Consider the following 21,263-nt stretch of genomic DNA (forward strand, 5'->3'; position numbering starts at 1 on the left):
GTGGGGCGGGGGTCGGTGCCGGTCTCGATCCGTTCGGATGAGGCGCGGCGGATCTTCGCTGCGCCGGCTGGGCACCCGCTCACAGAGGGGGAGCGCAATGGCCGTCGACAGGCAGCCGCCGGCCCGGTACCACGACGTCGGACCGCAGGCGGCGTGCGGGGCCGGAACGTCAGGGGTACGTGATGTCATCGGTCGTGCGCCCGGCGAGCCATCCCGGAGCGCCCCGACCACTCCGTCCCGGATCGACCCACGACCTAAGGAGACCACCGATGACGACGCCACAGCCAGGCGCCGCCAGTCCACCGGAACACACCGGGGCGCCCGCCGGCGGCCCCGTCGCCGCCACCTCGAAGCCGGCCCACAGCCCCTGGCTCGTGCTGTTCGTGCTCTGCCTCGGTTTCTTCATGATTCTGCTGGACACCACGATCGTGAACATCGCGATCCCCGACATGATCGATCGGCTGCACGCGTCGCTCGACCAGATCCTGTGGGTGCTCAACGCGTACATCCTGGTCTACGCGGTCCTGCTGATCACGGCGGGCCGGCTGGGCGACCTGTACGGACCGAAGCTGCTGTTCATGCTCGGCCTGGCGATCTTCACGCTGGCCTCGGCCGCGTGCGGCTTCGCCACCACCCCGGGCCAGCTCATCGCCGCCCGCGTGGCGCAGGGCCTGGGTGGTGCGCTACTGACCCCGCAGACGCTGTCGGTGCTGACGGTGATCTTCCCGCCGGCCAAGCGCGGTGCGGCGTTCGGCATCTGGGGCGCGGTCGCGGGTGTGGCCACGGTCGCCGGGCCGACGCTGGGTGGGTTCATCGTCACGCACTGGGGCTGGAGCTGGATCTTCTTCGTCAACCTGCCCATCGGCGTCCTGGCGCTCGTCCTCGCGGCCGTGGCGATGCCCGACCTCAAGCTCAACCGCCGGCACCGCCTCGACCTGGTCGGCACGGTCCTCGCGACGGTCGGCCTGTTCCTGCTCACGTACGGCCTCATCGAAGGCCAGCCGCACGACTGGGGCAAGGTGTGGGGTCCGGTCACGATCCCCGAGGTCATCGTCGCCGGCGTCGCCGTACTCGCGGTGTTCGTGGTCCAGCAGTACCTGCAGCGCGGCGGCGAGCCGCTCGTACCGTTCGCGATCTTCCGGGACCGCAACTTCTCGGTGATGAACTTCGTCGGGGCCGCCCTCGGCTTCGGCATGCTCGGGCTGTTCCTGCCGCTGGTGATCTTCCTGCAGTCGGTGCTGGGGCTCAGCGCGTTGCAGGCCGGTCTGACGACGGCGCCGATGTCGCTGGTGTCGATGTTCGTGGCCCCGGTCGCCGGCCGGATGGCCGACCGGATCGGCGGCAAGTACATCCTGATGTCCGGCCTGGCGCTGTTCGCCGCCGGCATGGGGATCTTCGTAGCGTCGACGCACCCCGACAGCACCCGACTGCACCTGCTCCCCGGCATCCTGGTGGCCGGGCTGGGCATGGGCCTGACGTTCGCACCGCTGCAGACAGTGGCGATGCGCAACATCGAGCCCCGGATGGCTGGCGCGGCCTCCGGCCTGATCAACACCACCCGCCAGCTGGGCTCGGTGATCGGCTCCGCGGCGGTCGGTGCGCTGCTGCAGAACCAGCTCGCGACGAGGCTCAGCGAGTCGGCGCAGGCCCACGCCGCGGCGTTGCCGGCGCAGTTCCGGGAACGGTTCGTGGCCGGGTTCAGCCACGCCTCCGGCGGCGGCCTGGAGGTCGGCGCGGGACAGAACGGGGTGGACTTCGGCGGCAACGTGCCGGACGCGGTCCGCACCGTCATCGCGGACACGTTCCACGTCGGTTTCACCAACGCGATGCACACCACCCTGGTCCTGCCGATCGCGATACTCGGCCTGGCCGCACTGTCCTGCCTGATCGTCAAGCGCCGGCGCGCCGCCGGCCAGCCCGGTACCGGGGCGACGACGACCGAGGTGGAGGCACCGGCCTCCGCCTGAACCGCCCGCGGTGGGCCGCCCGGTCCGGGCCGCCCACCGCGTCGGGCGACGGACCACCGGCGCCGCGCCGGGCGACAGACTCTCACCGGTGGCAGCGGCGAGTCACGGACTGCCGCGATACCGGGCTTACCGGGACACCGGGCTTACCGGGATACCGGGCGGCCGAGGTCGATCGGGACGGCCCGCTCCCTCAGGTACCCGAACGCGGCCGGCGAGGGCCAGACGTCGCCGCGGTAGCGGGCCGGCCGGTACTGCGGCATCTCGGTCAGCACGTCGGCCTCCATGACCACGTCCCACGGCACGAAGAACGTGCTCCCCGCCGCGACGTCGAACGCCACGAAGTCGACCTTGGGCAGCAGGACGTGCATACCGCGGGTCCAGGCGGCCACGGAGAAGGTGCCGCCGTCCGGGGTACCGAACACCCCGTACGCCGCGACGTAGTCATCCACCTCGTCGCGCAGGATGTTCTGCTGCGCGCCGTACTCGGTCGCGGCCAGCACCCGGCTCGCCCGCTGGACGGCCCCGGCGGCGGAATGCCCGTCCGGGACGTTCAGCGGCACTACCCGGCCATGGCCGTCGAGCGTGTACGCCATCGGTGACAGCGGCCGCGGTGAGTCGGCGAAGTGCCGCTCGACCAGGTCGAACAGCTCCGCCAGCGGCTCGGGGTCGCCGTCCACCACGATCAGGGACCGCACGTCCGGCACGAACGCGACCGGGGTTCCGCCGACGTGCTCGCTCAACGCCGACAGCCAACCGTCGAGCAGCAGGTGGGAGACCCAGTACGCGTCGCCGTCGTCGACGAAACGCAGCATCACCCGGCCGCCGGGGTTCTCCGCCGGTGGCAGTCCGGCGCCGGCGGCGAGGTTGGCCCGGGCCGCGGCGAAGACCTCCTCGGCGGCCACCCCCCACTCCGCGCACGTCATCTCGGAGACGTACGCCATCGAGGTCGGCTGGTCGATCACGACCATCTCGTCGAGGAACGGGAACGCGGGCCGGCGCAGCGCGGCGGGGCGACCCGCCTCACCCGCCCGGGCGAACGTGGCACCGCGCAGCACCGGCCGCAGCCGGCCGCGCGCGGACTCCCAGCTCTCCGGCATCTCGGGCAGGCGGGTGAATGTCGTGACGAACCGGCGGATCCGCTCGTCGCGCCTTCTCGGGTCGCGCTGGCACTCCGCGTACAGGTTGTGCAGGTACAGCCAGGCCGGTTCGGCGCCGGGCCGCTGGCGGTAGGAGATGGCGAACTCGCGCCGGTCGTACTGGGCGTTCCCGATGCCGGCGTCCCGCAGCGCGGCCAGCACCTCGCCGGCGAACCGGTCCGGTCCGCTACGCCGTCGCAGCCGGTCGAAGATACCCACGTCACCTCCCGGTCACTAGACCGACGAGGTTACCCGCCCGCGACGCGCGCCGTGGAGGGCGGTCGTCGCGGCCGACCAGCGACTCCGGTCGTCCGCCGGCCCTACTGCTCGTCGTCGTCACCATCGGCGAGCGTCGTCGCCCGCCCCGCTGCCGCGCCGGGCTCCGTGGCCCCGCCGGGCTCCGTGGCCCCGCCGGACTCCTCGGTCGCGGGGCCGGGAAGCTGGTCCTCGAAGCGCTGCCGGCGGGCCTTGCGGGCCGCCTTGCGGTCCGCGGCGGTCGCCCGGGTGGACGGCGTCTCCATGCGGTAGTCGGTACCCCGGCCGCTCGGTACGAACTCTTCCTCGGCGTACAGCGTCGGCTGCCAGTCGAACTCGTGGGTGCCGATGCGCACCGCGCAGCCGGGCTCGGCGCCGGCCTTGGCGAGGGCGTCCTCGACGCCGAGACGGGCGAGCCGGTCGGCCAGGTACCCGACGGCCTCGTCGTTGTCGAAGTTGGTCTGGCGGACCCAGCGCTCGGGCTTGCCACGGACCACGTACACCCCGTCGGTGTCCCGTTCGATGGTGAAGCCGGTGTCGTCGACGGCCTGCGGGCGGATCACGATCCGGGTGCGCTCGGGCGGCGGCGCGATCCTGCGGTGGCGCTCCACCAGCTCGGCGAGGGCGTACGTCAGCTCCCGCAGCCCCTCCCGGGTCGCGGCGCTGACCTCGAACACCCGCAGGCCCCGCGCCTCCAGGTCCGGCCGCACCATGTCTGCCAGCTCGCGGCCGTCGGGCACGTCGACCTTGTTGAGCGCGACCAGCCGCGGCCGGTCCTCCAGCCCGCCGTAGGCGGCCAGCTCCGCCTCGATGGCGTCGATGTCGGCGATCGGGTCGCGCCCCGGCTCCATCGTCGCGGTGTCGATGACGTGCAGCAGCACGGCGGTGCGCTCGATGTGGCGCAGGAACTGCAGCCCGAGGCCCTTGCCGGTGGCCGCGCCCGGGATCAGGCCCGGTACGTCGGCGATGGTGAACGTGTGGTCGTCGGCGCGTACGACCCCGAGGTTCGGTACGAGCGTGGTGAACGGGTAGTCGGCGATCTTCGGGCGGGCGGCGGAGAGTACCGAGATCAGCGACGACTTCCCGGCGCTCGGGAAGCCCACGAGCCCGACGTCCGCGACGCTCTTGAGTTCCAGGATGACGTCGGCGACCTCGCCGGGCTCGCCCAGCTCGGCGAAGCCGGGCGCCTTGCGCCTGGTGTTGGCCAGCGCCGCGTTGCCCCGACCGCCGCGACCGCCCTGGGCGATCACGACCGTCGTACCCTCCCCCACCAGGTCGGCGATGACCTCGCCGTCGGGCGTGGAGACGACGGTGCCGTCGGGTACCCGCAACCGCAGGTCTTCGCCGTTGGCACCGTCGCGGTCGGAGCCGGCGCCGCCCTTACCGTTCTGGGCCTTGACGTGGGGGCGGAAGTGGAAGTCGAGCAGGGTGTGCACCTGCGGGTCGACCACGAGCGAGACGCTGCCGCCGTGCCCGCCGTCACCGCCGTCAGGCCCGCCGAGCGGCTTGAACTTCTCCCGGTGGATCGACACGCACCCGTGTCCACCGTCACCGGCCTGCACGTGCAGTACAACCCGGTCGACGAACGTAGCCACGGGTTACTCCTTCCTCCGCGATCTCGCGCCAAACACCGCATCAACACCGCGTCAACCTCGTGACGACATCACGTCACGGCGTACGCCCGGCGGCGTCGACGCTCCGGAAGCGTGATCGGTTCCGGCAATCCTCGGTGTACCCGACATATCGGCGTACCCGAGACAGACATCCCCTAAAAGCAAGCGGACCGGCGGCGCTGTGCGCGCCCACCGGTCCGCTTGCCTACGAGCCGTTTACCTGAGAGCTCAGGCCCCGGCGGGCACGATGCTGACGGTCTTGCGACCCCGCTTGGTGCCGAAGAGCACCGCACCGTTGGCAAGGGCGAACAGCGTGTCGTCACCGCCCCGGCCGACCAGGTCACCCGGGTGGAACTTGGTGCCGCGCTGGCGGATCAGGATCTCGCCGGCCTTGACCTGCTGGCCACCGAAACGCTTGACGCCCAGGCGCTTCGCCTCGGAGTCGCGGCCGTTCCGCGAGCTGGATGCACCCTTTTTGTGTGCCATCGCTTAACGCCTACTTTCCGGTGGTGATGCCGGTCACCTTGACCTGCGTCAGCGGCTGACGGTGCCCCTGGCGCTTGTGGTAGCCGGTCTTGTTCTTGAACTTGTGGATCCGGATCTTCGGACCCTTGGTGTGGGCGACGACCTCAGCGGTCACCGCGACGTTGGCAAGCACGGCGGCATCGGTCACCAGGTCGTCACCGTCGACGAGGAGCACCGCGGGGAGGGTGACCGCGTCGCCGGCGTCGCCGGCAAGCTTCTCGACCTCGATCACGTCGCCCTCAGCGACCTTGTACTGCTTGCCGCCGGTTTTGACGATCGCGTACATCGGAGGCGGACTCCTGTCGTAGCTACTGGCGGGTGGATCGTTCCTTGCTGCGCCTCTGAGGCACTGCACCTCTAGGGCGCTGCGCCGGCAGAGCGTCGGGACGCCCGGGCGTGCAAGGACGCGACGCACGAAGTGCGCCGCAGGAAAGAGTACAGGGCCGCGGCCGGAACTCCAAAACAGGCCCACCAACTCCGAACAACAGGCCCGCTCCGCCACGCCCGTGCCACGGCCCGCTCCGTCACCCTCCCGCGCCACGGCCCGGTTCGTCACCCGCCCGCGCCACGGCCTCCCGCCCGGGACCGGTACGGGGTGCGCCGAACCGGTCAGGCGCTGCAGTAGTCGGTGACCTCGCCGAGCGCCGCGGTGAACCGCGCCGTCGTCTGGCTCACCGTCTCCAGCGAGGTGAGGCCGGCGAACGTGGCCGGGTCGGCGCCGAGGCGATCCAGGTTGGCCGCCGAGGTGTCCAGCGCGCCCGTCAGCCGCGGGTCGGTCGCGCCCGTGGCATGCGTGCGCAGCCGGTCCGCGATCCGGGTCAGCGTGGCCGTGGCCGCCTGCTGGGCCTGGCTCTCCCCCGCCCGGTCGCCCTGCGACCGGGCGGCGACCAGCCGCCCCAGTTCCGCACCGAACGCCTTGGCGTCGGTGTCGAGGACGGTGCCCCGCAGGTCGGCGCAGACCGCGGTCGCCTGCGGATCCGGGGAGGCGGGAGCGGCGGATGCCGGCGGGCCGGCCCCGCGTACGGGCGTACCGGCGCCGTCATCGGCACAGCCGACGGTGAGCAGCGCCGCACCCGACAGGGTCAGCGCAGCGATCATGCCTCGCACCGGGCCTCCTTCCCACGCGCGGACCCGGCGCGGCAAACGGCGGTCCGCCGCCGAAACCGCGCCGGGACCGTCGACGGTCCTACCGGCGGCGCCGTCCTCGCCGGCGGGGACCCGCCGGCTCCTCCTCGAGGTCCAGGCCGTCCTCGTCGAATCCGACCGCGGGCACCGGGTCCAGGCCGGCGACCGTCGCCTCGTGCCCGTCGACCAGGGCCTCGTCGGCGGTCGCCTCGGCGACCGCCGGTACGGGTACGCCCTGGTCGGCCGACTCGACCGCGACGACGGTCGGCTCGACCGGCTCCGTCGCGGGGACGACCGGCTCGGCCGGTTCCGCCGTGGTGGCGACCGGCTCGGCCGGGGCCGCGGCCTTGCGCCGGCGGCGGCCACCGCGCCCGTTCTCGCTGGGCTGCTCCTCGGCCTTCGCCGGCGCGGCCTTCGCCTGGCCCGTCTGGCCGCCGGTCCCGCGCTTGTCGGGTACCGGCTCGGAGTGGATGATCAGTCCCCGGCCCTTGCAGACCTCGCAGGTCTCGCTGAACGCCTCGAGCAGGCCCTGCCCCACCCGCTTGCGGGTCATCTGCACCAGGCCGAGCGAGGTGATCTCGGTGACCTGGTGCTTGGTACGGTCCCGGCCGAGGCACTCGGTGAGCCGGCGCAGCACCAGCTCACGGTTGGACTCCAGCACCATGTCGATGAAGTCGATGACGATGATGCCGCCCAGGTCGCGCAGGCGCAGCTGGCGGACGATCTCCTCGGCCGCCTCCAGGTTGTTGCGGGTGACGGTCTCCTCGAGGTTGCCGCCGGTACCGGTGTACTTGCCGGTGTTGACGTCGATGACCGTCATCGCCTCGGTGCGGTCGATGACGAGGCTGCCACCGGAGGGCAGGAAGACCCGCCGGTCGAGCGCCTTCATCAACTGCTCGTCGATGCGCATGTCGTGGAAGACGTCGCCGGTGCCGGTGTAGTGGTGGACCCGCGACACCAGGTCCGGGGAGACGTGCTGCAGGTACGGCTCGATCATCTCGTAGGCCCCGTCGCCCTGGATGACCAGTTCCCGGAAGTCCTCGTTGAACAGGTCCCGGACCACCCGGATGAGCAGGTCGGGCTCCTCGTACAGCAGCTTCGGCGCGCCGCTCTCGCCGGTACGGGCGGCGATGTCCTCCCACTGCGCCTGCAGCCGCTTCACGTCGCGGGCCAGGTCGTCCTCGGATGCCCCCTCGGCGGCCGTCCGCACGATCACGCCGGCGCCCTCGGGTACGAGGTGCTTGAGCACGTCCCGCAACCGCTTGCGCTCGGTGTCGGGGAGCTTGCGGCTGATGCCGGACGCGTTGCCGCCCGGCACGTACACCAGGTGCCGCCCGGACAGGGCGATGTGGCTGGTCAGGCGGGCGCCCTTGGTGCCGATCGGGTCCTTGGTGACCTGTACCAGCACCGAGTCGCCGGACTTGAGCGCCTGCTCGATGGTGCGGGTACGCCCCTCCAGGCCGGTGGCCTCCCAGTTGACCTCACCGGCGTACAGGACGGCGTTGCGCCCGCGCCCGATGTCGACGAAGGCCGCCTCCATGCTGGGCAGGACGTTCTGGACCCGACCGAGGTAGACGTTGCCGACCATGGTCGAGGCGCTGGCCCGGGACACGTAGTGCTCGACGAGGATGCCGTCCTCGAGCACGCCGATCTGGGTGCGGTCGCCCTTCTGCCGGACCACCATGATCCGGTCGACCGCCTCGCGGCGGGCCAGGAACTCCGACTCGCTCAGGATCGGCGGGCGGGTACGCCGATGCTCGCGCCCGTCACGGCGGCGCTGGCGCTTGGCCTCGAGCCGGGTGGAGCCGGACACGCCCTGCACCTCGTCCCGGGCGGGGCGCGGCTCACGGATCTTGACCACGGTGTTCGCCGGGTCGTCCGGGGCCACCTCGACGTCACCCGAGCCCTTGCGGCGACGGCGCCGACGGCGGCGGGTCAGGCCGTCCTCGGACTCCGCGGCCTCGGTGTCCTCCTCGGACTCCGCGGCCTCGTCGGCGCCCTCCGCCTCCTCGGCGTCGTCATCACCGGCCGCGACCTCGCCGTTGTCCTCGTCGCCGTAGCCGCCCTTGCCCCGGCCCCGGCCGCGACGGCCGCGACGCCGCCGGCGACGGCCGGCCGCGGTGTCGTCGGTCTCCTCGTCGTCCTCGTCGACCTCGGCGGTCTCCTCGACCTCCGGCTCGGCCTCGGTGGTCGCCACGGGCTCGGCGGCGTCACCGCGCCGGCCGCGGCGCCGCCGGGACGCGCGGGCCGCCTCGGCCTCGGCCTCGGCCTCGATCTCCGCTGCGGTGGGCGGCATGAACAGCACGGCGGTGGTCGGTGCCACGCGCCGGCGGGAAGGCCGCCCGGTCTCCGCGCCTTCCGCACCCTCAGCCGCCGGCTGGACGGCGGATCCGGTGGCGGGCTGAGCCGCAACCGGCTGGGTCGCGTTCGGCGCGGCGGCGGCCGGCTGCGCGGCACTCGGCGCGGCGGCGGCCGGCTGCGCGGCGGTGGTCTCGGCAGTGGTCTCGGCGCTGTCGGCCACGGGCGCCGGGGCTGCCTTGGTGGCCCGCCGGCGGGTACGCGTGGTGCGGGCGGCCGGGGCACTCTCGGCCTGGTCGCCCGGGCGGTCCGTGGCGGTGTCCGGGCCGGCCGCCACGGCGGCGGACCCGGACTCGGCGGGCACGGATCCGGCGGGCACGGATCCGGCGGGCACGGATCCGGCGGACACGGACCCGGCGGCGGCCGGGACCGGCTGAGCGGGCGCGGCCGCCTGGTCTACGGGTTCGGCGGTGCGCCGCCGGCGGCGGGCCGTCCGGGCCGGCGCCGGCTCGGCGGTGCCGGCCGCATCCGCCGGCGACGCCACGTCCGCCGGTGCCGCGGCGGCCGGCGCGGCACCGGCATCGCCGGTGGCCGGCGTCGCCTCGGCCGGCGCGGCCTTCGTGGCCTTCGTGGCACGGCGGCGGGCACGGCGGGGAGCTGGCGCCTCGCTGGTGGTCGGGTCCGCCGCGGCGGCGCTCTCCGCCGCAGTGGTCGGGATGTCAGTTCCTGGTGCGCTGCTGTTCGCCGCTCCAGGCTCGTTGTCGAGCATTCGGACGTTCTCCAGTTCTGGGGCCCCCGGGCGCGTGCGAACGCTGCCACGCAGGGGCACCTGTATGTGCCGGCGGCTCGTCCGGAACCCCGAACCAACCGCCGAAGTCTGCCAACTCCGTCAGGGCGACGGAGCTCCGATGACGGCCATCTCGCGATCTGCGGCCAACGGATCGACCAGGTCGCCCTGCGCCGTCAGCATGCCCTGAGCCAATCGCGTCACTCGGGGCGGCACCGGCGGCTTCAGGTTGGCCGCCGCTCGCAGGCCGGACAAGACGTCATCGGGTCGCACGGACGGTGTGACCTGCCGTACGACAAGGTCGAGTATCGCACACGGTACGCCGTCGACCTCGGAAGGTGTCACATCTGCGGCGTGTGTCGCCGTGAGATGCGCCACCGGTGACCGGGCGTCCATGGTGCGCCGGCCCTGTTTGGTCAGGCGCTCGACCGGCACTTCGGCCGCCGCGAGAAACGCCTCCACGGCGTGTCGGGCGTCCTCCGCCGGCACGCCGGGCAGCTCGATCCGCCACGCCGACGCGTCGATCCGGTCGGCGAGGCTACCGCCGCCGGCCTCCACCGCCTCGAGGATGTCGAGCCCGGGCGAGAGCGCGGCGTCGAGCGCCCGGACCAGTTGCGCCGGGTCGACCCGCTCGCGCAGCCCGATCTCGAGGTACTCGGCCTCGCTCGCCACCCCGGTCGGCGCCGCCGACGCGTAGGAGACCTTCGGGTGCGGGGTGAAGCCCTGCGAGTACGCGATGGGCACCCCGGCCCGCAGAATCGCCCGCTCGAACGCGCGCGCGAAGTCCCGGTGCGAGGTGAAGCGCATCGGTCCGCGCTTGGCGTAGCGCAGCCGGATGCGCTGCACTACCGGCGCCTGGCCGCCTTCCGGCTGGTTCTTCGGGCGACCGCTCACCGCGCCAGCTCCTGCGGAACCTTCAGTCCGGTGTTGACCGGCGTGAGCGGCAGGAGCTTCCTACCGGTGGGCCCGATCTGGATCTCGGTGTCCATGCTCGGGCACACGCCGCAGTCGAAACAAGGAGTCCAACGACAGTCGTCCTGCTCGTATTCCGACAGCGCGTCCTGCCAGTCCTGCCACAGCCACTCCTTGTCGAGCCCCGAGTCCAGGTGGTCCCAGGGCAGGACCTCGTTGGAGTCCCGCTCGCGGGTGGTGTACCAGTCGAGGTGCACGCCGTACGCCGGCAGGACCGCCGCGGCCGCGTCCACCCAGCGCTGGTACGAGAAGTGCTCCGACCAGCCGTCGAAGCGCCCGCCGGATTCCCAGACCTGGCGGATGACCGCGCCGACCCGCCGGTCACCGCGGCTGAGCAGGCCTTCGATCAGGGACGGCTGCCCGTCGTGGTAGCGGTACCCGATGGCCCGGCCCAGCGAGCGGTCCGAATTGATCGCCTGCTTGAGCAGCTTGAGCCGGTTGTCGATGGTCTCCGGGGAGCACATCGCGGCCCACTGGAACGGGGTGTGCGGCTTCGGCACGAACCCGCCGATCGAGACCGTGCAGCGGATGTCCTTGGAGCCGGTGGCGGCCCGGCCGGCCTTGATGACCTCGTGCGCCAGCCGGGCGATCTGGAGGACGTCGGAGTCGGTCTCGGTGGGCAGCCCGCACATGAAGTACAGCTTCACCTGACGCCAGCCGTTGCTGTACGCGGTGACGACGGTGCGGATCAGGTCCTCCTCCGACACCATCTTGTTGATCACCTTGCGGATGCGCTCCGAGCCGCCCTCCGGGGCGAAGGTCAGGCCGGTACGCCGCCCGTTGCGGGACAGCTCCTGGGCCAGTTCGATGTTGAACGCGTCCACCCGCGTCGACGGCAGCGACAGGGACACGTTCGTGCCGTCGTACTGGTCGGCCAGGCCGGAGCAGATGTCGCCGATCTCGGAGTGGTCGGCGCTCGACAGCGACAGGAGCCCGACCTCACCGAAGCCGGAGAACTCCAGCCCTTCGGCGACCATCTCCCCGATCGTCGTGATCGACCGCTCCCGGACCGGACGGGTGATCATGCCGGCCTGGCAGAACCGGCAGCCGCGGGTGCAGCCGCGGAAGATCTCCACCGCGTACCGCTCGTGCACCGTCTCGGCGAGCGGTACGAGGGGCTTCTTGGGGTACGGCCAGGCGTCGAGGTCCATGGTGGTGCGCTTGTGCACCCGGAACGGCACGTCGGCCCGGTTGGGTACGACCCGCTGGATGCGACCGTCGGGCAGGTAGTCGACGTCGTAGAAGCGCGGCACGTACACGCTCTCGGTCCGCGCCATCCGCAGCAGCAGCTCGTCCCGGCCGCCGGGCGAGCCCTCGGCCTTCCACTCCCGGACGATCGCGGTGATCTCGAGAACGGCCTCCTCACCGTCGCCGAGCACGGCGGCGTCGATGAAGTCGGCGATCGGCTCGGGGTTGAACGCGGCGTGCCCGCCGGCGATCACGATCGGGTGGGTCTCGTCCCGGTCGGCGCTCGTCAGCGGGATCCCGGCCAGGTCGAGCATGGTGAGCATGTTCGTGTAGCCCAGCTCGGTCGCGAACGAGATCCCGAACAGGTCGAACGCGCCGACCGGCCGGTGCGCGTCGACGGTGAACTGCGGCACGCCGCGCTCGCGCATCTTGGCCTCGAGGTCGGGCCAGACCGCGTAGGTGCGCTCGGCCAGCACGTCGGGCTGCTCGTTGAGGATCTCGTACAGGATCTGCACGCCCTGGTTGGGCAGGCCCACCTCGTACGCGTCGGGGTAGGACAGCACCCACCGCACGGTCGCGGCATCCCAGTCCTTCACCACTACCCCGAGCTCACCGCCGACGTACTGGATCGGCTTGCTCACCTCCGGTAGCAGTTGCTCGAGCTGGGGGAACACGGACGCCACACTCATAACGCTCAAGGGTACGCGGAGCGCCGTCCGGCCCGGAAAACGAGCCCTCGACGGACTGCCAGGTCTCTTTACTGTTAGGAAGCCTTCTTGTAGCTTCGTTTCACAACCGTCAATGGCTCCCCCAGGAAGGACCGCCATGACACCCAGGTCATTCCGTACCCTCCTCGCCGCCGGCGCGGCCGCCGTCGTCGCCGGCGCGACGGCGCTGGTGATGTCGCCCGCCTTCGCCGCCACCGGCGTCACCGCCACGTTGGCCACGTCGACGTGGGACACCGGATACACCGCCACGTACACCATCACCAACAACGGCAGCTCGGCGGTCAACGGCTGGACCCTGACGTTCGACCTCCCCGCCGGCACCACGGTCGGCTCGTACTGGGATGCGCTGATCAGCTCCAGCGGCAACCGCTACACGGCCAAGAACCGCGAGTACAACGGCACGATCGCGGCCGGCGCCTCGGTCTCGTTCGGCTTCGTCGCCAGCGGGACGGGCAACCCGACCAACTGCACCATCAACGGCGCCTCCTGCTCCGGCGGCGGCGGTGGCGGCGGCGGCGGCACGACGCCTCCTCCCCCACCCCCGACCACGCCCGGCGGCGGCGGCGGTACGCCCGGCAGCAAGCTGCCGGCCGCGCCGTACCTGTACCTGGGGTGGGGCAACCCGCCGAGCGCCACCACCGTCATGTCGGCCACCGGCATCAAAGCCTTCACGATGGCATTCATGCTGTCCGGCGGGGGCTGCAACCCGATGTGGGACAGCCAGCGCCCGCTGACCGGCGGCGCCGACCAGCAGACCATCAACGCCATCCGGGGCGCCGGCGGCGACGTCGAGATCTCGTTCGGCGGCTGGTCGGGCAACAAGCTCGGCCCGAACTGCGCGGACGCGAACGCCCTCGCCGGGGCGTACCAGAAGGTGATCGACGCCTACAAGCTCAAGGTGATCGACGTCGACATCGAGAACTCCGACGAGTTCGAGAACGACACCGTGCGCCGGCGGATCGTCGACGCGCTGAAGATCGTCAAGCAGCGCAACCCCGGCATCAAGACGGTCCTGACGTTCGGCACCGGCAAGACCGGCCCCACCTACTACGGCACGCAGCTGATCAACGAGACCAAGGCGGCCGGCGCCAACATCGACGTGTACACGATCATGCCGTTCGACTTCGGCGGCACGAACATGTACACCGACACCGTCAACGCCGCCGAGGGCCTGAAGAACCAGCTCAAGAGCACGTTCGGCTGGTCCGACGCGGTCGCGTACTCGCACATGGGCATCTCCGGCATGAACGGCCTCACCGACCAGCAGGAGCAGGTCTCCCCGCAGACGTGGACCCAGATCCGCGACTACGCGAAGAGCAAGGGCCTGGTCCGGCTGGCGTTCTGGTCGGTCAACCGGGACCGGCCGTGCCCCGGTGGCGGGGTCAACGAGAGCTGCAGCGGCGTCGCGCAGTCCGACTGGCAGTACACGAAGATCACCGCCGGATTCTGATCCGCACACCCGCGCCCATGATCCGCGCAATGTCGCGAACATTGCGGCTACCCGCCACGGGATAGCAGCAATACGTGCGACATTGCGCGGATCATGGCGCCTTGCGCGGATCATGACCTCAGGCGCTGGATCATGGCGTCAAGCGCTGGATCATGGCGTCAGGCGCTGTCGCGCTTCGGCGCGTAGCGGCCCACGTACTCCTGGCCGGTCAACGCCTGGATCTCGGCCATCAGCGCCGCGGTGATCTCGCGCAGGACCCGGCTGTCCACGGTGACGTCGCGCCACGGCGACAGGTCCAGCGGCTTGCCGACACGCATCTCCACCGGTACGCCGACGCGCGGCAGCCGCGCCCCGATCGGCTGGATCTTCTCGGTGCCCGCCAGCCCGACCGGCAGCACGGTCGCTCCCGAGTCGAGGGCCAGCTTCGCCACGCCCGGCCGGCCCCGGTACAGCCGGCCGTCCGGCGAGCGGGTGCCCTCGGGGTAGATGCCGAGCACCTGACCGTCGCGCAGCACCGGCAGCGCCGCGTCGAGAGCCATCAGGCTGGCCCGGCCGCCGGAGCGGTCGACCGGGATCTGGTTGAGCCCGGTCATGATCGTGCGCATGACGGGCTTGTGGAAGTACTCGTCCTTGGCCAGGAAGTAGACCGGCCGCGACGCCATGATCGGAATGATGAGCGAGTCGACCACCGAGAGGTGGTTGCTGGCCATGATCACCGGGCCGGTGCGTGGAAGGTGCTCCAGGCCGGTGACCTTGGGCCGCCAGAGCGTCCGCAGCACCGGCGCGACGGTGGCCTTGGCAATCGAGTACAGCGAGGACACGGCCGTCACGTTACGGCAGGTTGCGTGATCGCGAGCACTTCGCGGGGCTTCCAGCCCCGCGAAGTGCTCATGATCTCAAGCGACCGAAACCGCTACGCGAACCTTCTCCCCTTCGCCCGCTTCGCCCTCGAACCCGTCGGCGCCGACGCTCCCGAGGGTCACCGCCGTCGCGAGCGTCTCGGCCGCGAGGAAGTCGCGGTGCGCCTCCACGGCCGCGACGACCTCGGCCGGTGCGTCGACGACGAGCGCGATCCGGTCGGCCACGTCCAGACCGGCCTCCCGGCGGGCCAGCTGCACGACGCGTACCACGTCGCGAGCCAGCCCCTCGGCCGCCAGCTCCGGCGTGACGGCGGTGTCGAGCACGACGACCCCGTCACCGCCCGGCACCGGCGCCGAGCTGTCCGCGTCGGCGGCCACCAGCTTCAGCTCGTACTCGCCGGGCTGGAGGGCGACCCCGGCGGCCACCGGCGCGCCGTCGACCAGCGCCCAGTCCCCCGCCTTGACCGCCCTGATGACCTGCTGCACCTGGCCGCCGACGCGCGGGCCGAGCGCCCGCGGCACGACGGTCAGCACCTGCTGGCAGTACCGGTCGACGTCGGAGGCGAACACCACGTCCTTGACGTTGACCTCGTCGGCGACCAGGTCACCGAACGGTCGCAGCCGCTCGGCGCCGGGCGTCGCGACGGTCAGCGCCGGCAGCGGCAGCCGCACCCGCAGCCCCTTGGCCTTGCGCAGGGACAGCGCCGCCGAGCAGACGTCACGGACGGCATCCATCGACGCCACGAGGTCATGGTCGGCGGGGAACTCGTCAGCCGACGGCCAGTCGGTCAGGTGCACCGACCGGCCACCGGTCAGGCCGCGCCAGATCTCCTCGGACACCATCGGCGCCAGCGGCGCGACGACCCGGCTGAGCGTCTCCAGCACCGTGTACAGCGTGTCGAACGCGTCCCGGTCGCCGGTCCAGAACCGGTTACGGGAACGGCGCACGTACCAGTTGGTCAGGGCGTCCAGGTAGGAGCGCACCGACGCACACGCGCCGGACAGGTCGTAGGCGTCCAGTTGCCGGGTCACGTCGGCGACCAGCTCGCCGGTCTTGGCCAGCACGTACCGGTCCAGCAGGTTGCCTGCGGCGTCTCCGCCGCCGCTGGTCGACTCGGTGTCGGTCCTCCGCTTGGCCTCGTACCCCTCCGCGTTGGCGTAGAGCGAGAAGAAGTACCAGACGTTCCACAGCGGCAGCAGCACCTGCCGCACCGCGTCCCGGATGCCCGTCTCGGTCACCGACATGTCGCCGCCGCGCAGCACCGGCGAGGCGATGAGGAACCACCGCATCGCGTCGGCGCCGTAGGAGTCGAACACCCCGTACACGTCCGGGTAGTTGCGCAGGCTCTTGGACATCTTGCGGCCGTCGGAGCCCAGCAGCGTGCCGTGCACGACGCAGTTGCGGAACGCCGGCCGGTCGAACAGCGCCGTCGCGAGCACGTGCAGGGTGTAGAACCAGCCACGGGTCTGCGCGGTGTACTCGACGATGAAGTCGCCCGGGTAGTGGTGCTCGAACCAGTCCCGGTTGGCGAACGGGTAGTGCACCTGGGCGAACGGCATCGAGCCCGACTCGAACCAGCAGTCGAGCACCTCCGGCACCCGGCGCATGGTCGACTGCCCCGTCGGGTCGTCGGGGTTGGGCCGGGTCAGCTCGTCGATACCGGGCCGGTGCAGGTCGCTCGGGCGTACCCCGAAGTCACGCGCCAGCTCGTCCAGCGAACCGTAGACGTCCACCCGCGGGTACTCCGGGTTGTCGGACTTCCACACCGGGATCGGCGAGCCCCAGAACCGGTTGCGGCTGATCGACCAGTCGCGGGCGCCGGCCAGCCACTTGCCGAACTGGCCGTCCTTGACGTGCTCCGGCGTCCAGTTGATCTGCTGGTTGAGCTCGACCATCCGGTCCCGGAACTGCGTGACGGCGACGAACCAGCTCGACACCGCCTTGTAGACCAGCGGCGTGTCACAGCGCCAGCAGTGCGGGTACGAGTGGGTGTAGCTGTCGTGGCGGACCACGACGCCGCGCTCCTTGAGGTCGCGCAGCACCGGCTTGTTCGCCTCGAAGACCTGCAGCCCCTCGTACGCCGGCACCAGCGAGGTGAAGCGGGTGTGCTCGTCGACGGTCACGATCGTCGGGATGCCGTTGGCGTTGCAGGTGTTCTGGTCGTCCTCACCGAACGCGGGCGCCATGTGGACCACGCCGGTGCCGTCCTCGGTGGTGACGAAGTCACCGGCGAGCACCCGGAACGCGTTCTCCCCGGCCTGGTCGACCAGGAAGTCGAACAGCGGCGTGTACCGGCGGCCGACCAGCTCACTGCCGGAGACGGTACCGACCCGGGTGGCGTTCGCCAGTTCACGCGCGTACCCGCCGACCAACGCGGAGGCCAGGATGTAGCGCTGGCCGTCGGATTCGTAGACGGCGTACTCGACCTCGGGGTTGACCGCGACGGCCAGGTTGGACGGCAGCGTCCACGGCGTGGTCGTCCAGACCAGCAGGTCCTCGCCGGTCTCCAGGCGGAACGTGACGGTGACCGCCGGGTCCTGCCGGTCGCGGTACACGTCGTCCATCCGGGTCTCGGTGTTCGACAGCGGCGTCTCGCAGCGCCAGCAGTACGCCAGTACCCGGAAGCCCTCGTAGATCAGGCCCTTGTCGTGGAGCGTCTTGAACGCCCACATGACGCTCTCCATGTAGTCCACGTCGAGCGTCTTGTAGTCGTTGGTGAAGTCGACCCAGCGTGCCTGGCGGGTGACGTAGCGCTCCCACTCGCTGGTGTAGCGCAGCACCGACTCGCGGCAGGCGGCGTTGAACTTGTCCACGCCGAGCGCGAGGATCTCGGCCTTGGTGGAGATGTCGAGCTGCTTCTCGGCCTCGACCTCGGCGGGCAGGCCGTGGGTGTCCCAGCCGAAACGGCGCTCGACCCGGTGACCGCGCATCGTCTGGTAGCGCGGCACGATGTCCTTGACGTAGCCGGTCAGCAGGTGGCCGTAGTGCGGCAGGCCGTTGGCGAACGGCGGCCCGTCGTAGAAGACGAACTCGTTGGAGCCGCTCTCGCCGGCCGGCCGGTTGGCGACGCTCGCCTGGAAAGTCCGGTCGGACTCCCAGAAGTCGAGTACCCGACGCTCCACCTCAGGCAGGTCGGGGCTCGCGGCGACGCCGGCGGGCGCGTTCTTCGGGTACGGCATGTGGTGACTTCTCCTCGCTCCGGTAATACCCGTTCCGGTGCGAGGACGAGCCGAAGCCCGCGGTACCACCCCGCTTGACGCCCGAAAGATCGAACGCCCGCTCGTTGGTCGGCTGTGACGGGCCGTCCCGTCCGGTTCTACTCAGGCCCGCGGGTTCCGTTCAGGCCCGCGGGGCCCTTTCTTCCGGAGGCTCGCCGGTGATGGCCGGGTCGTCGCCTTGTGGTCATCAAGAGTACCCGAACCACCGGGCACTCTTCACGCTACTTACAACGGCCCGGGGCGGTCGGATCTTCCCACCATGAGTGGATCTTCCCACCATGATCGGTACAACGTGCCGGAAGTTGTGGCCTCCGAGCCCCGTCGAGACCACAACTTCCCGGAAGTTGTGTCGATCAGGCGGCGGGCAGCGTCCGCGTCCACAGCCCGGCGCCGCCGAGATCACGCAGCCGTACCGTCAGGGCCCGGCTGTGCCGGTCGATGTCGACCTCGCCGAAGTGCTGGAACCCCTCGGCCGGCACGAAGGCCACCGCGCGACCCGACAGCGGCGCGGGGCCGGCGATCGATCCCAGCATCGCCGCCGCTCCGGCGCCGAATACCCGGCGCCGGCTCCATTGTCCAGAGGTTGCGTCTGCAGGGGTCACGGTCACCCTCTCAATCGGTGGTATGGGCCGTCATGAGAGGTCTATCGGCCGCGCCCGATCAAGGCGTGTCGCCGCGGTGAACAGTTGCCCCGACGTACCGCCGACCCGGGTCGGCGGTACCCGTACGGCGGGTCGGGACTAGGCGAGCTCCGGGAACCAGAGCTCGATCTCGCGCTTGGCGCTCTCCGGGGAGTCGGAGGCGTGGACGAGGTTCTCCCGGTTGGACAGTGAGAGGTCACCGCGGATCGTGCCGGGAGCGGCCTTGCGACCGTCGGTCGCGCCGGTCAGCACCCGTACCACGTCGATCGCCTGGTCGCCGGAGAGGATCATCGCCACCAGCGGCCCGCTCGTCATGAAGTCCTTCAGCGGCGGGTAGAACGGCTTGTCGACGTGCTCGGCGTAGTGCGCGTCGGCGAGTTCGGGGTCCATTGTGCGCAGACGCATCTCCTCGACGGTCAGGCCCTTGCGCTCGAACCTGCTGATCACTTCACCGACCAGTCCGCGACGGACCGCGTCCGGCTTGACCAGTACGAGCGTGCGCTCGCCCACGTGCCCTCCTCCAGCGTCACATTCCGTTATCCGCTGAGCTTATCGGGCCGGAACGCGGGACGGACCGCGGCGGGTACGGCCGGCCGCGGCCGGTGGGTACGGATGGCGGCGGGTCCGGTGGTCGCACCGGCGGGACCACCGGTGCGGGTGGCCGGACTTTCGCCGCCGCCCGGCGCGGCCTAGCCTGACTTCCGAGACCGGGGGAGGTCAACTTGGCCAATTCCAGCCGTTGGACACTGTCGTCACGTCAGGGCTTCCTGGTGTGCGGCTTGTTCATCGCGGGACTGTTCATGCTGAGCTGCGGCTCGGGCATGGACAACCTCCCGGTCGCGGCGCTCGGTGTCGCGATCGGGCTGCTCGGCCCCGCGGTGATCGCGCTGTCGAGCATCCGTGCCAACCGTCCGGACGTCTTCGGCACCGCACACGTGAGCCAGTCGTCGCCGCCTCCGACGAGCGGCGTCACCGGTCCGGCCGACCTGCACCTGGTGGTCAACGCCCAGGGCGTACGCAACGCCAGTGTGCGGATCCGGGACGCCAACGTACCGGTGAGCAAGTGGCCCGATGTCGGCGCGACCCTGCCGGTCATCATCCCCAACGGCAACCCGCGACGGCTACAGGTGCTCTGGGACCAGGTACGCGGCCACCACGACGTCCCCGTGGAGCGCGTGAGCTACTCCCCCCCGATCGAGGAGTACTACGCCGACACGGGGGTGGGCGGTGGCCACGCGGACTACCACGGTGTGGACTACGGCGGGTACCCGCTCGACGAGCCCCCGGCCGAACCGGCCACCCCCGACGGGCCGCCGGACGAGGAGACAGCGGAGCGCCTGATGGAACCGGAGCGCCTGATGGAACCGGAGCGCCCGGTGGAGCCGGCGCCCCCCGTGCCCGCCGGGGTGGTCTCGGCGGCGCAGGCGAACGCCACGGGACCGCTGCTCGAGGCCGCACCCGGTACGCCGGGTCGGCGCCGCCCCAGCCCCCGGCCCCGCCGCCAGGCCGCACCCGCTGACTCGGTCGAGGCCGTGGTCGCGATGCCCGCGGCCGCTCCGGCGACGACCGCGGAGCGGGTGGAGCCGAGCATCGCCGAGGCGCCCACCATGGAGATCAGACCCGCCGGGAGCACACCGGCGGCCGAAACGCCCCCGCCCCTGACCCCGGCTCCGCCCCTGACCCCGGCTCCGGAGGTGGCGCCGGAGTCGGAGCCCGCCCCCACGCCGGTACCGGAAGCGGCTCCGGACTCATCCGTTGCCCTGGACGACGAAGCGACCGCGGAGAACGAACCGGGGCCGGAGAACGAACCGGGGCCGGAGAACGAACCGGAACCGGCGGCCATATCCGAGCCGGCAGCCGCATCCGCGCCGGCAGCAGCGGCGGATCCGATGGACCCGACGGAAGCGACGGAGGAGGCGGCGGAGGCGGATCCGGTGGTGGCGCCGGCTCCCCTCCCCCGCCGGGTACCCCGGTCCCAGAACGACCGGGCGGGCCGGGCCGACGCCCCGGATCCGGCCACGGACGCCCCCAAGGCCGCCGCGCCGGTGGAGCCGAACCGGTACGTCGCGTCGTACCTCGCCGACGATCCCGAGGACACCCAGCACAACCTCAGCGCGGTACACAACGTCAGCGTCACGGTGATCGTGTCGGATCTGCAGCGCTCATTGACCTTCTACCGCGACCTGATCGGGCTCACCGAGATCGACGGCGGCATGGGCAGCGCGATCCTCGTCTCCGGCAACGCCCGGATCCTGTTGCGCCAGGTCGCCGACACCCGCCCGGTCGACCGCCGGGTCGTCCACCTCAACCTCGAGGTCGACGACGTGCACGAGGCGTACGAGCGGCTGCGCCGCGAGGGCGTGGAGTTCATGCACCCACCGCGGGTGGTCAACCAGGGCGAACAGTTGGAGCAGTGGGCGGCGACGCTGCGCGATCCCGACGGGCACGCCATCGCCCTGACCCACTGGGAGGTACGCCCCTGACCGGGCGGCCGGGGCC

Annotated in this window: 15 protein-coding genes; 3 read left to right on the top strand and 12 right to left on the bottom strand. The window is 71.5% G+C overall.

From position 1 onward, the window contains the following. The first annotated feature begins 269 nt into the window (after window positions 1-269). Window positions 270-1,967, top strand: a complete 1,698-nt coding sequence (locus tag ACNTMW_RS33550) for a DHA2 family efflux MFS transporter permease subunit (RefSeq protein WP_426638088.1) — start codon at window positions 270-272, stop codon at window positions 1,965-1,967. A 143-nt stretch (window positions 1,968-2,110) separates the two neighbouring features. Here the strand turns inward: ACNTMW_RS33550 and ACNTMW_RS33555 are convergent, their stop codons facing one another. The 8 genes from ACNTMW_RS33555 to ACNTMW_RS33590 all read right to left on the bottom strand — a co-directional run bounded on the left by ACNTMW_RS33555 (window position 2,111) and on the right by ACNTMW_RS33590 (window position 12,555). Further along, window positions 2,111-3,322: a DUF1444 domain-containing protein gene (locus ACNTMW_RS33555; RefSeq protein ID WP_426638089.1), complete on the bottom strand. Its 1,212-nt coding sequence runs from the start codon at window positions 3,320-3,322 to the stop codon at window positions 2,111-2,113. Window positions 3,323-3,423: 101 nt separating this feature from the next. After that, entirely contained in the window at window positions 3,424-4,953 is a 1,530-nt protein-coding gene (gene obgE, locus ACNTMW_RS33560; RefSeq protein ID WP_426638090.1) for a GTPase ObgE, read from the bottom strand. A 246-nt stretch (window positions 4,954-5,199) separates the two neighbouring features. After that, on the bottom strand, window positions 5,200-5,457 hold the full coding sequence (rpmA, locus tag ACNTMW_RS33565) for a 50S ribosomal protein L27 (protein ID WP_426638091.1): 258 nt from the start codon (window positions 5,455-5,457) through the stop codon (window positions 5,200-5,202). 10 nt (window positions 5,458-5,467) lie between these two features. Then, a complete protein-coding gene (gene rplU / locus ACNTMW_RS33570) occupies window positions 5,468-5,782 on the bottom strand; it encodes a 50S ribosomal protein L21 (protein WP_426638092.1) in 315 nt (104 codons plus the stop codon). 323 nt (window positions 5,783-6,105) lie between these two features. Further along, window positions 6,106-6,603 (bottom strand): hypothetical protein, encoded by a 498-nt coding sequence (locus tag ACNTMW_RS33575; protein ID WP_426638093.1) that lies wholly within the window; start codon window positions 6,601-6,603, stop codon window positions 6,106-6,108. A 79-nt stretch (window positions 6,604-6,682) separates the two neighbouring features. Next, entirely contained in the window at window positions 6,683-9,688 is a 3,006-nt protein-coding gene (locus ACNTMW_RS33580; protein WP_426638094.1) for an Rne/Rng family ribonuclease, read from the bottom strand. Window positions 9,689-9,808: 120 nt separating this feature from the next. Further along, window positions 9,809-10,552: a TIGR03936 family radical SAM-associated protein gene (locus tag ACNTMW_RS33585; protein WP_426638103.1), complete on the bottom strand. Its 744-nt coding sequence runs from the start codon at window positions 10,550-10,552 to the stop codon at window positions 9,809-9,811. A gap of 44 nt (window positions 10,553-10,596) precedes the next feature. Then, on the bottom strand, window positions 10,597-12,555 hold the full coding sequence (locus ACNTMW_RS33590; protein WP_426638095.1) for a TIGR03960 family B12-binding radical SAM protein: 1,959 nt from the start codon (window positions 12,553-12,555) through the stop codon (window positions 10,597-10,599). Between the two features lie 136 nt (window positions 12,556-12,691). On the opposite strand from ACNTMW_RS33590, the gene ACNTMW_RS33595 reads away from it, so the two are divergent. Further along, window positions 12,692-14,044, top strand: a complete 1,353-nt coding sequence (locus ACNTMW_RS33595) for a cellulose binding domain-containing protein (RefSeq protein WP_426638096.1) — start codon at window positions 12,692-12,694, stop codon at window positions 14,042-14,044. A gap of 158 nt (window positions 14,045-14,202) precedes the next feature. Here ACNTMW_RS33595 and ACNTMW_RS33600 read toward each other — a convergent pair whose 3' ends face one another. The 4 genes from ACNTMW_RS33600 to ndk form a co-directional block, all read right to left on the bottom strand. Continuing rightward, the gene (locus tag ACNTMW_RS33600; RefSeq protein WP_426638104.1) at window positions 14,203-14,865 is read right to left on the bottom strand and encodes a lysophospholipid acyltransferase family protein; all 663 of its coding nucleotides are present in this window, start codon (window positions 14,863-14,865) and stop codon (window positions 14,203-14,205) included. 75 nt (window positions 14,866-14,940) lie between these two features. Beyond that, window positions 14,941-18,084: an isoleucine--tRNA ligase gene (gene ileS, locus ACNTMW_RS33605; protein ID WP_426638097.1), complete on the bottom strand. Its 3,144-nt coding sequence runs from the start codon at window positions 18,082-18,084 to the stop codon at window positions 14,941-14,943. 392 nt (window positions 18,085-18,476) lie between these two features. After that, on the bottom strand, window positions 18,477-18,656 hold the full coding sequence (locus tag ACNTMW_RS33610) for a hypothetical protein (RefSeq protein WP_426638098.1): 180 nt from the start codon (window positions 18,654-18,656) through the stop codon (window positions 18,477-18,479). A 207-nt stretch (window positions 18,657-18,863) separates the two neighbouring features. After that, on the bottom strand, window positions 18,864-19,274 hold the full coding sequence (gene ndk, locus ACNTMW_RS33615; RefSeq protein WP_426638099.1) for a nucleoside-diphosphate kinase: 411 nt from the start codon (window positions 19,272-19,274) through the stop codon (window positions 18,864-18,866). A 212-nt stretch (window positions 19,275-19,486) separates the two neighbouring features. On the opposite strand from ndk, the gene ACNTMW_RS33620 reads away from it, so the two are divergent. Then, window positions 19,487-21,247 (top strand): VOC family protein, encoded by a 1,761-nt coding sequence (locus tag ACNTMW_RS33620; RefSeq protein ID WP_426638100.1) that lies wholly within the window; start codon window positions 19,487-19,489, stop codon window positions 21,245-21,247. Window positions 21,248-21,263 lie beyond the last annotated feature (16 nt).

The organism is Planosporangium spinosum (genome assembly GCF_049999945.1).
Lineage (GTDB): Bacteria > Actinomycetota > Actinomycetes > Mycobacteriales > Micromonosporaceae > Planosporangium > Planosporangium spinosum.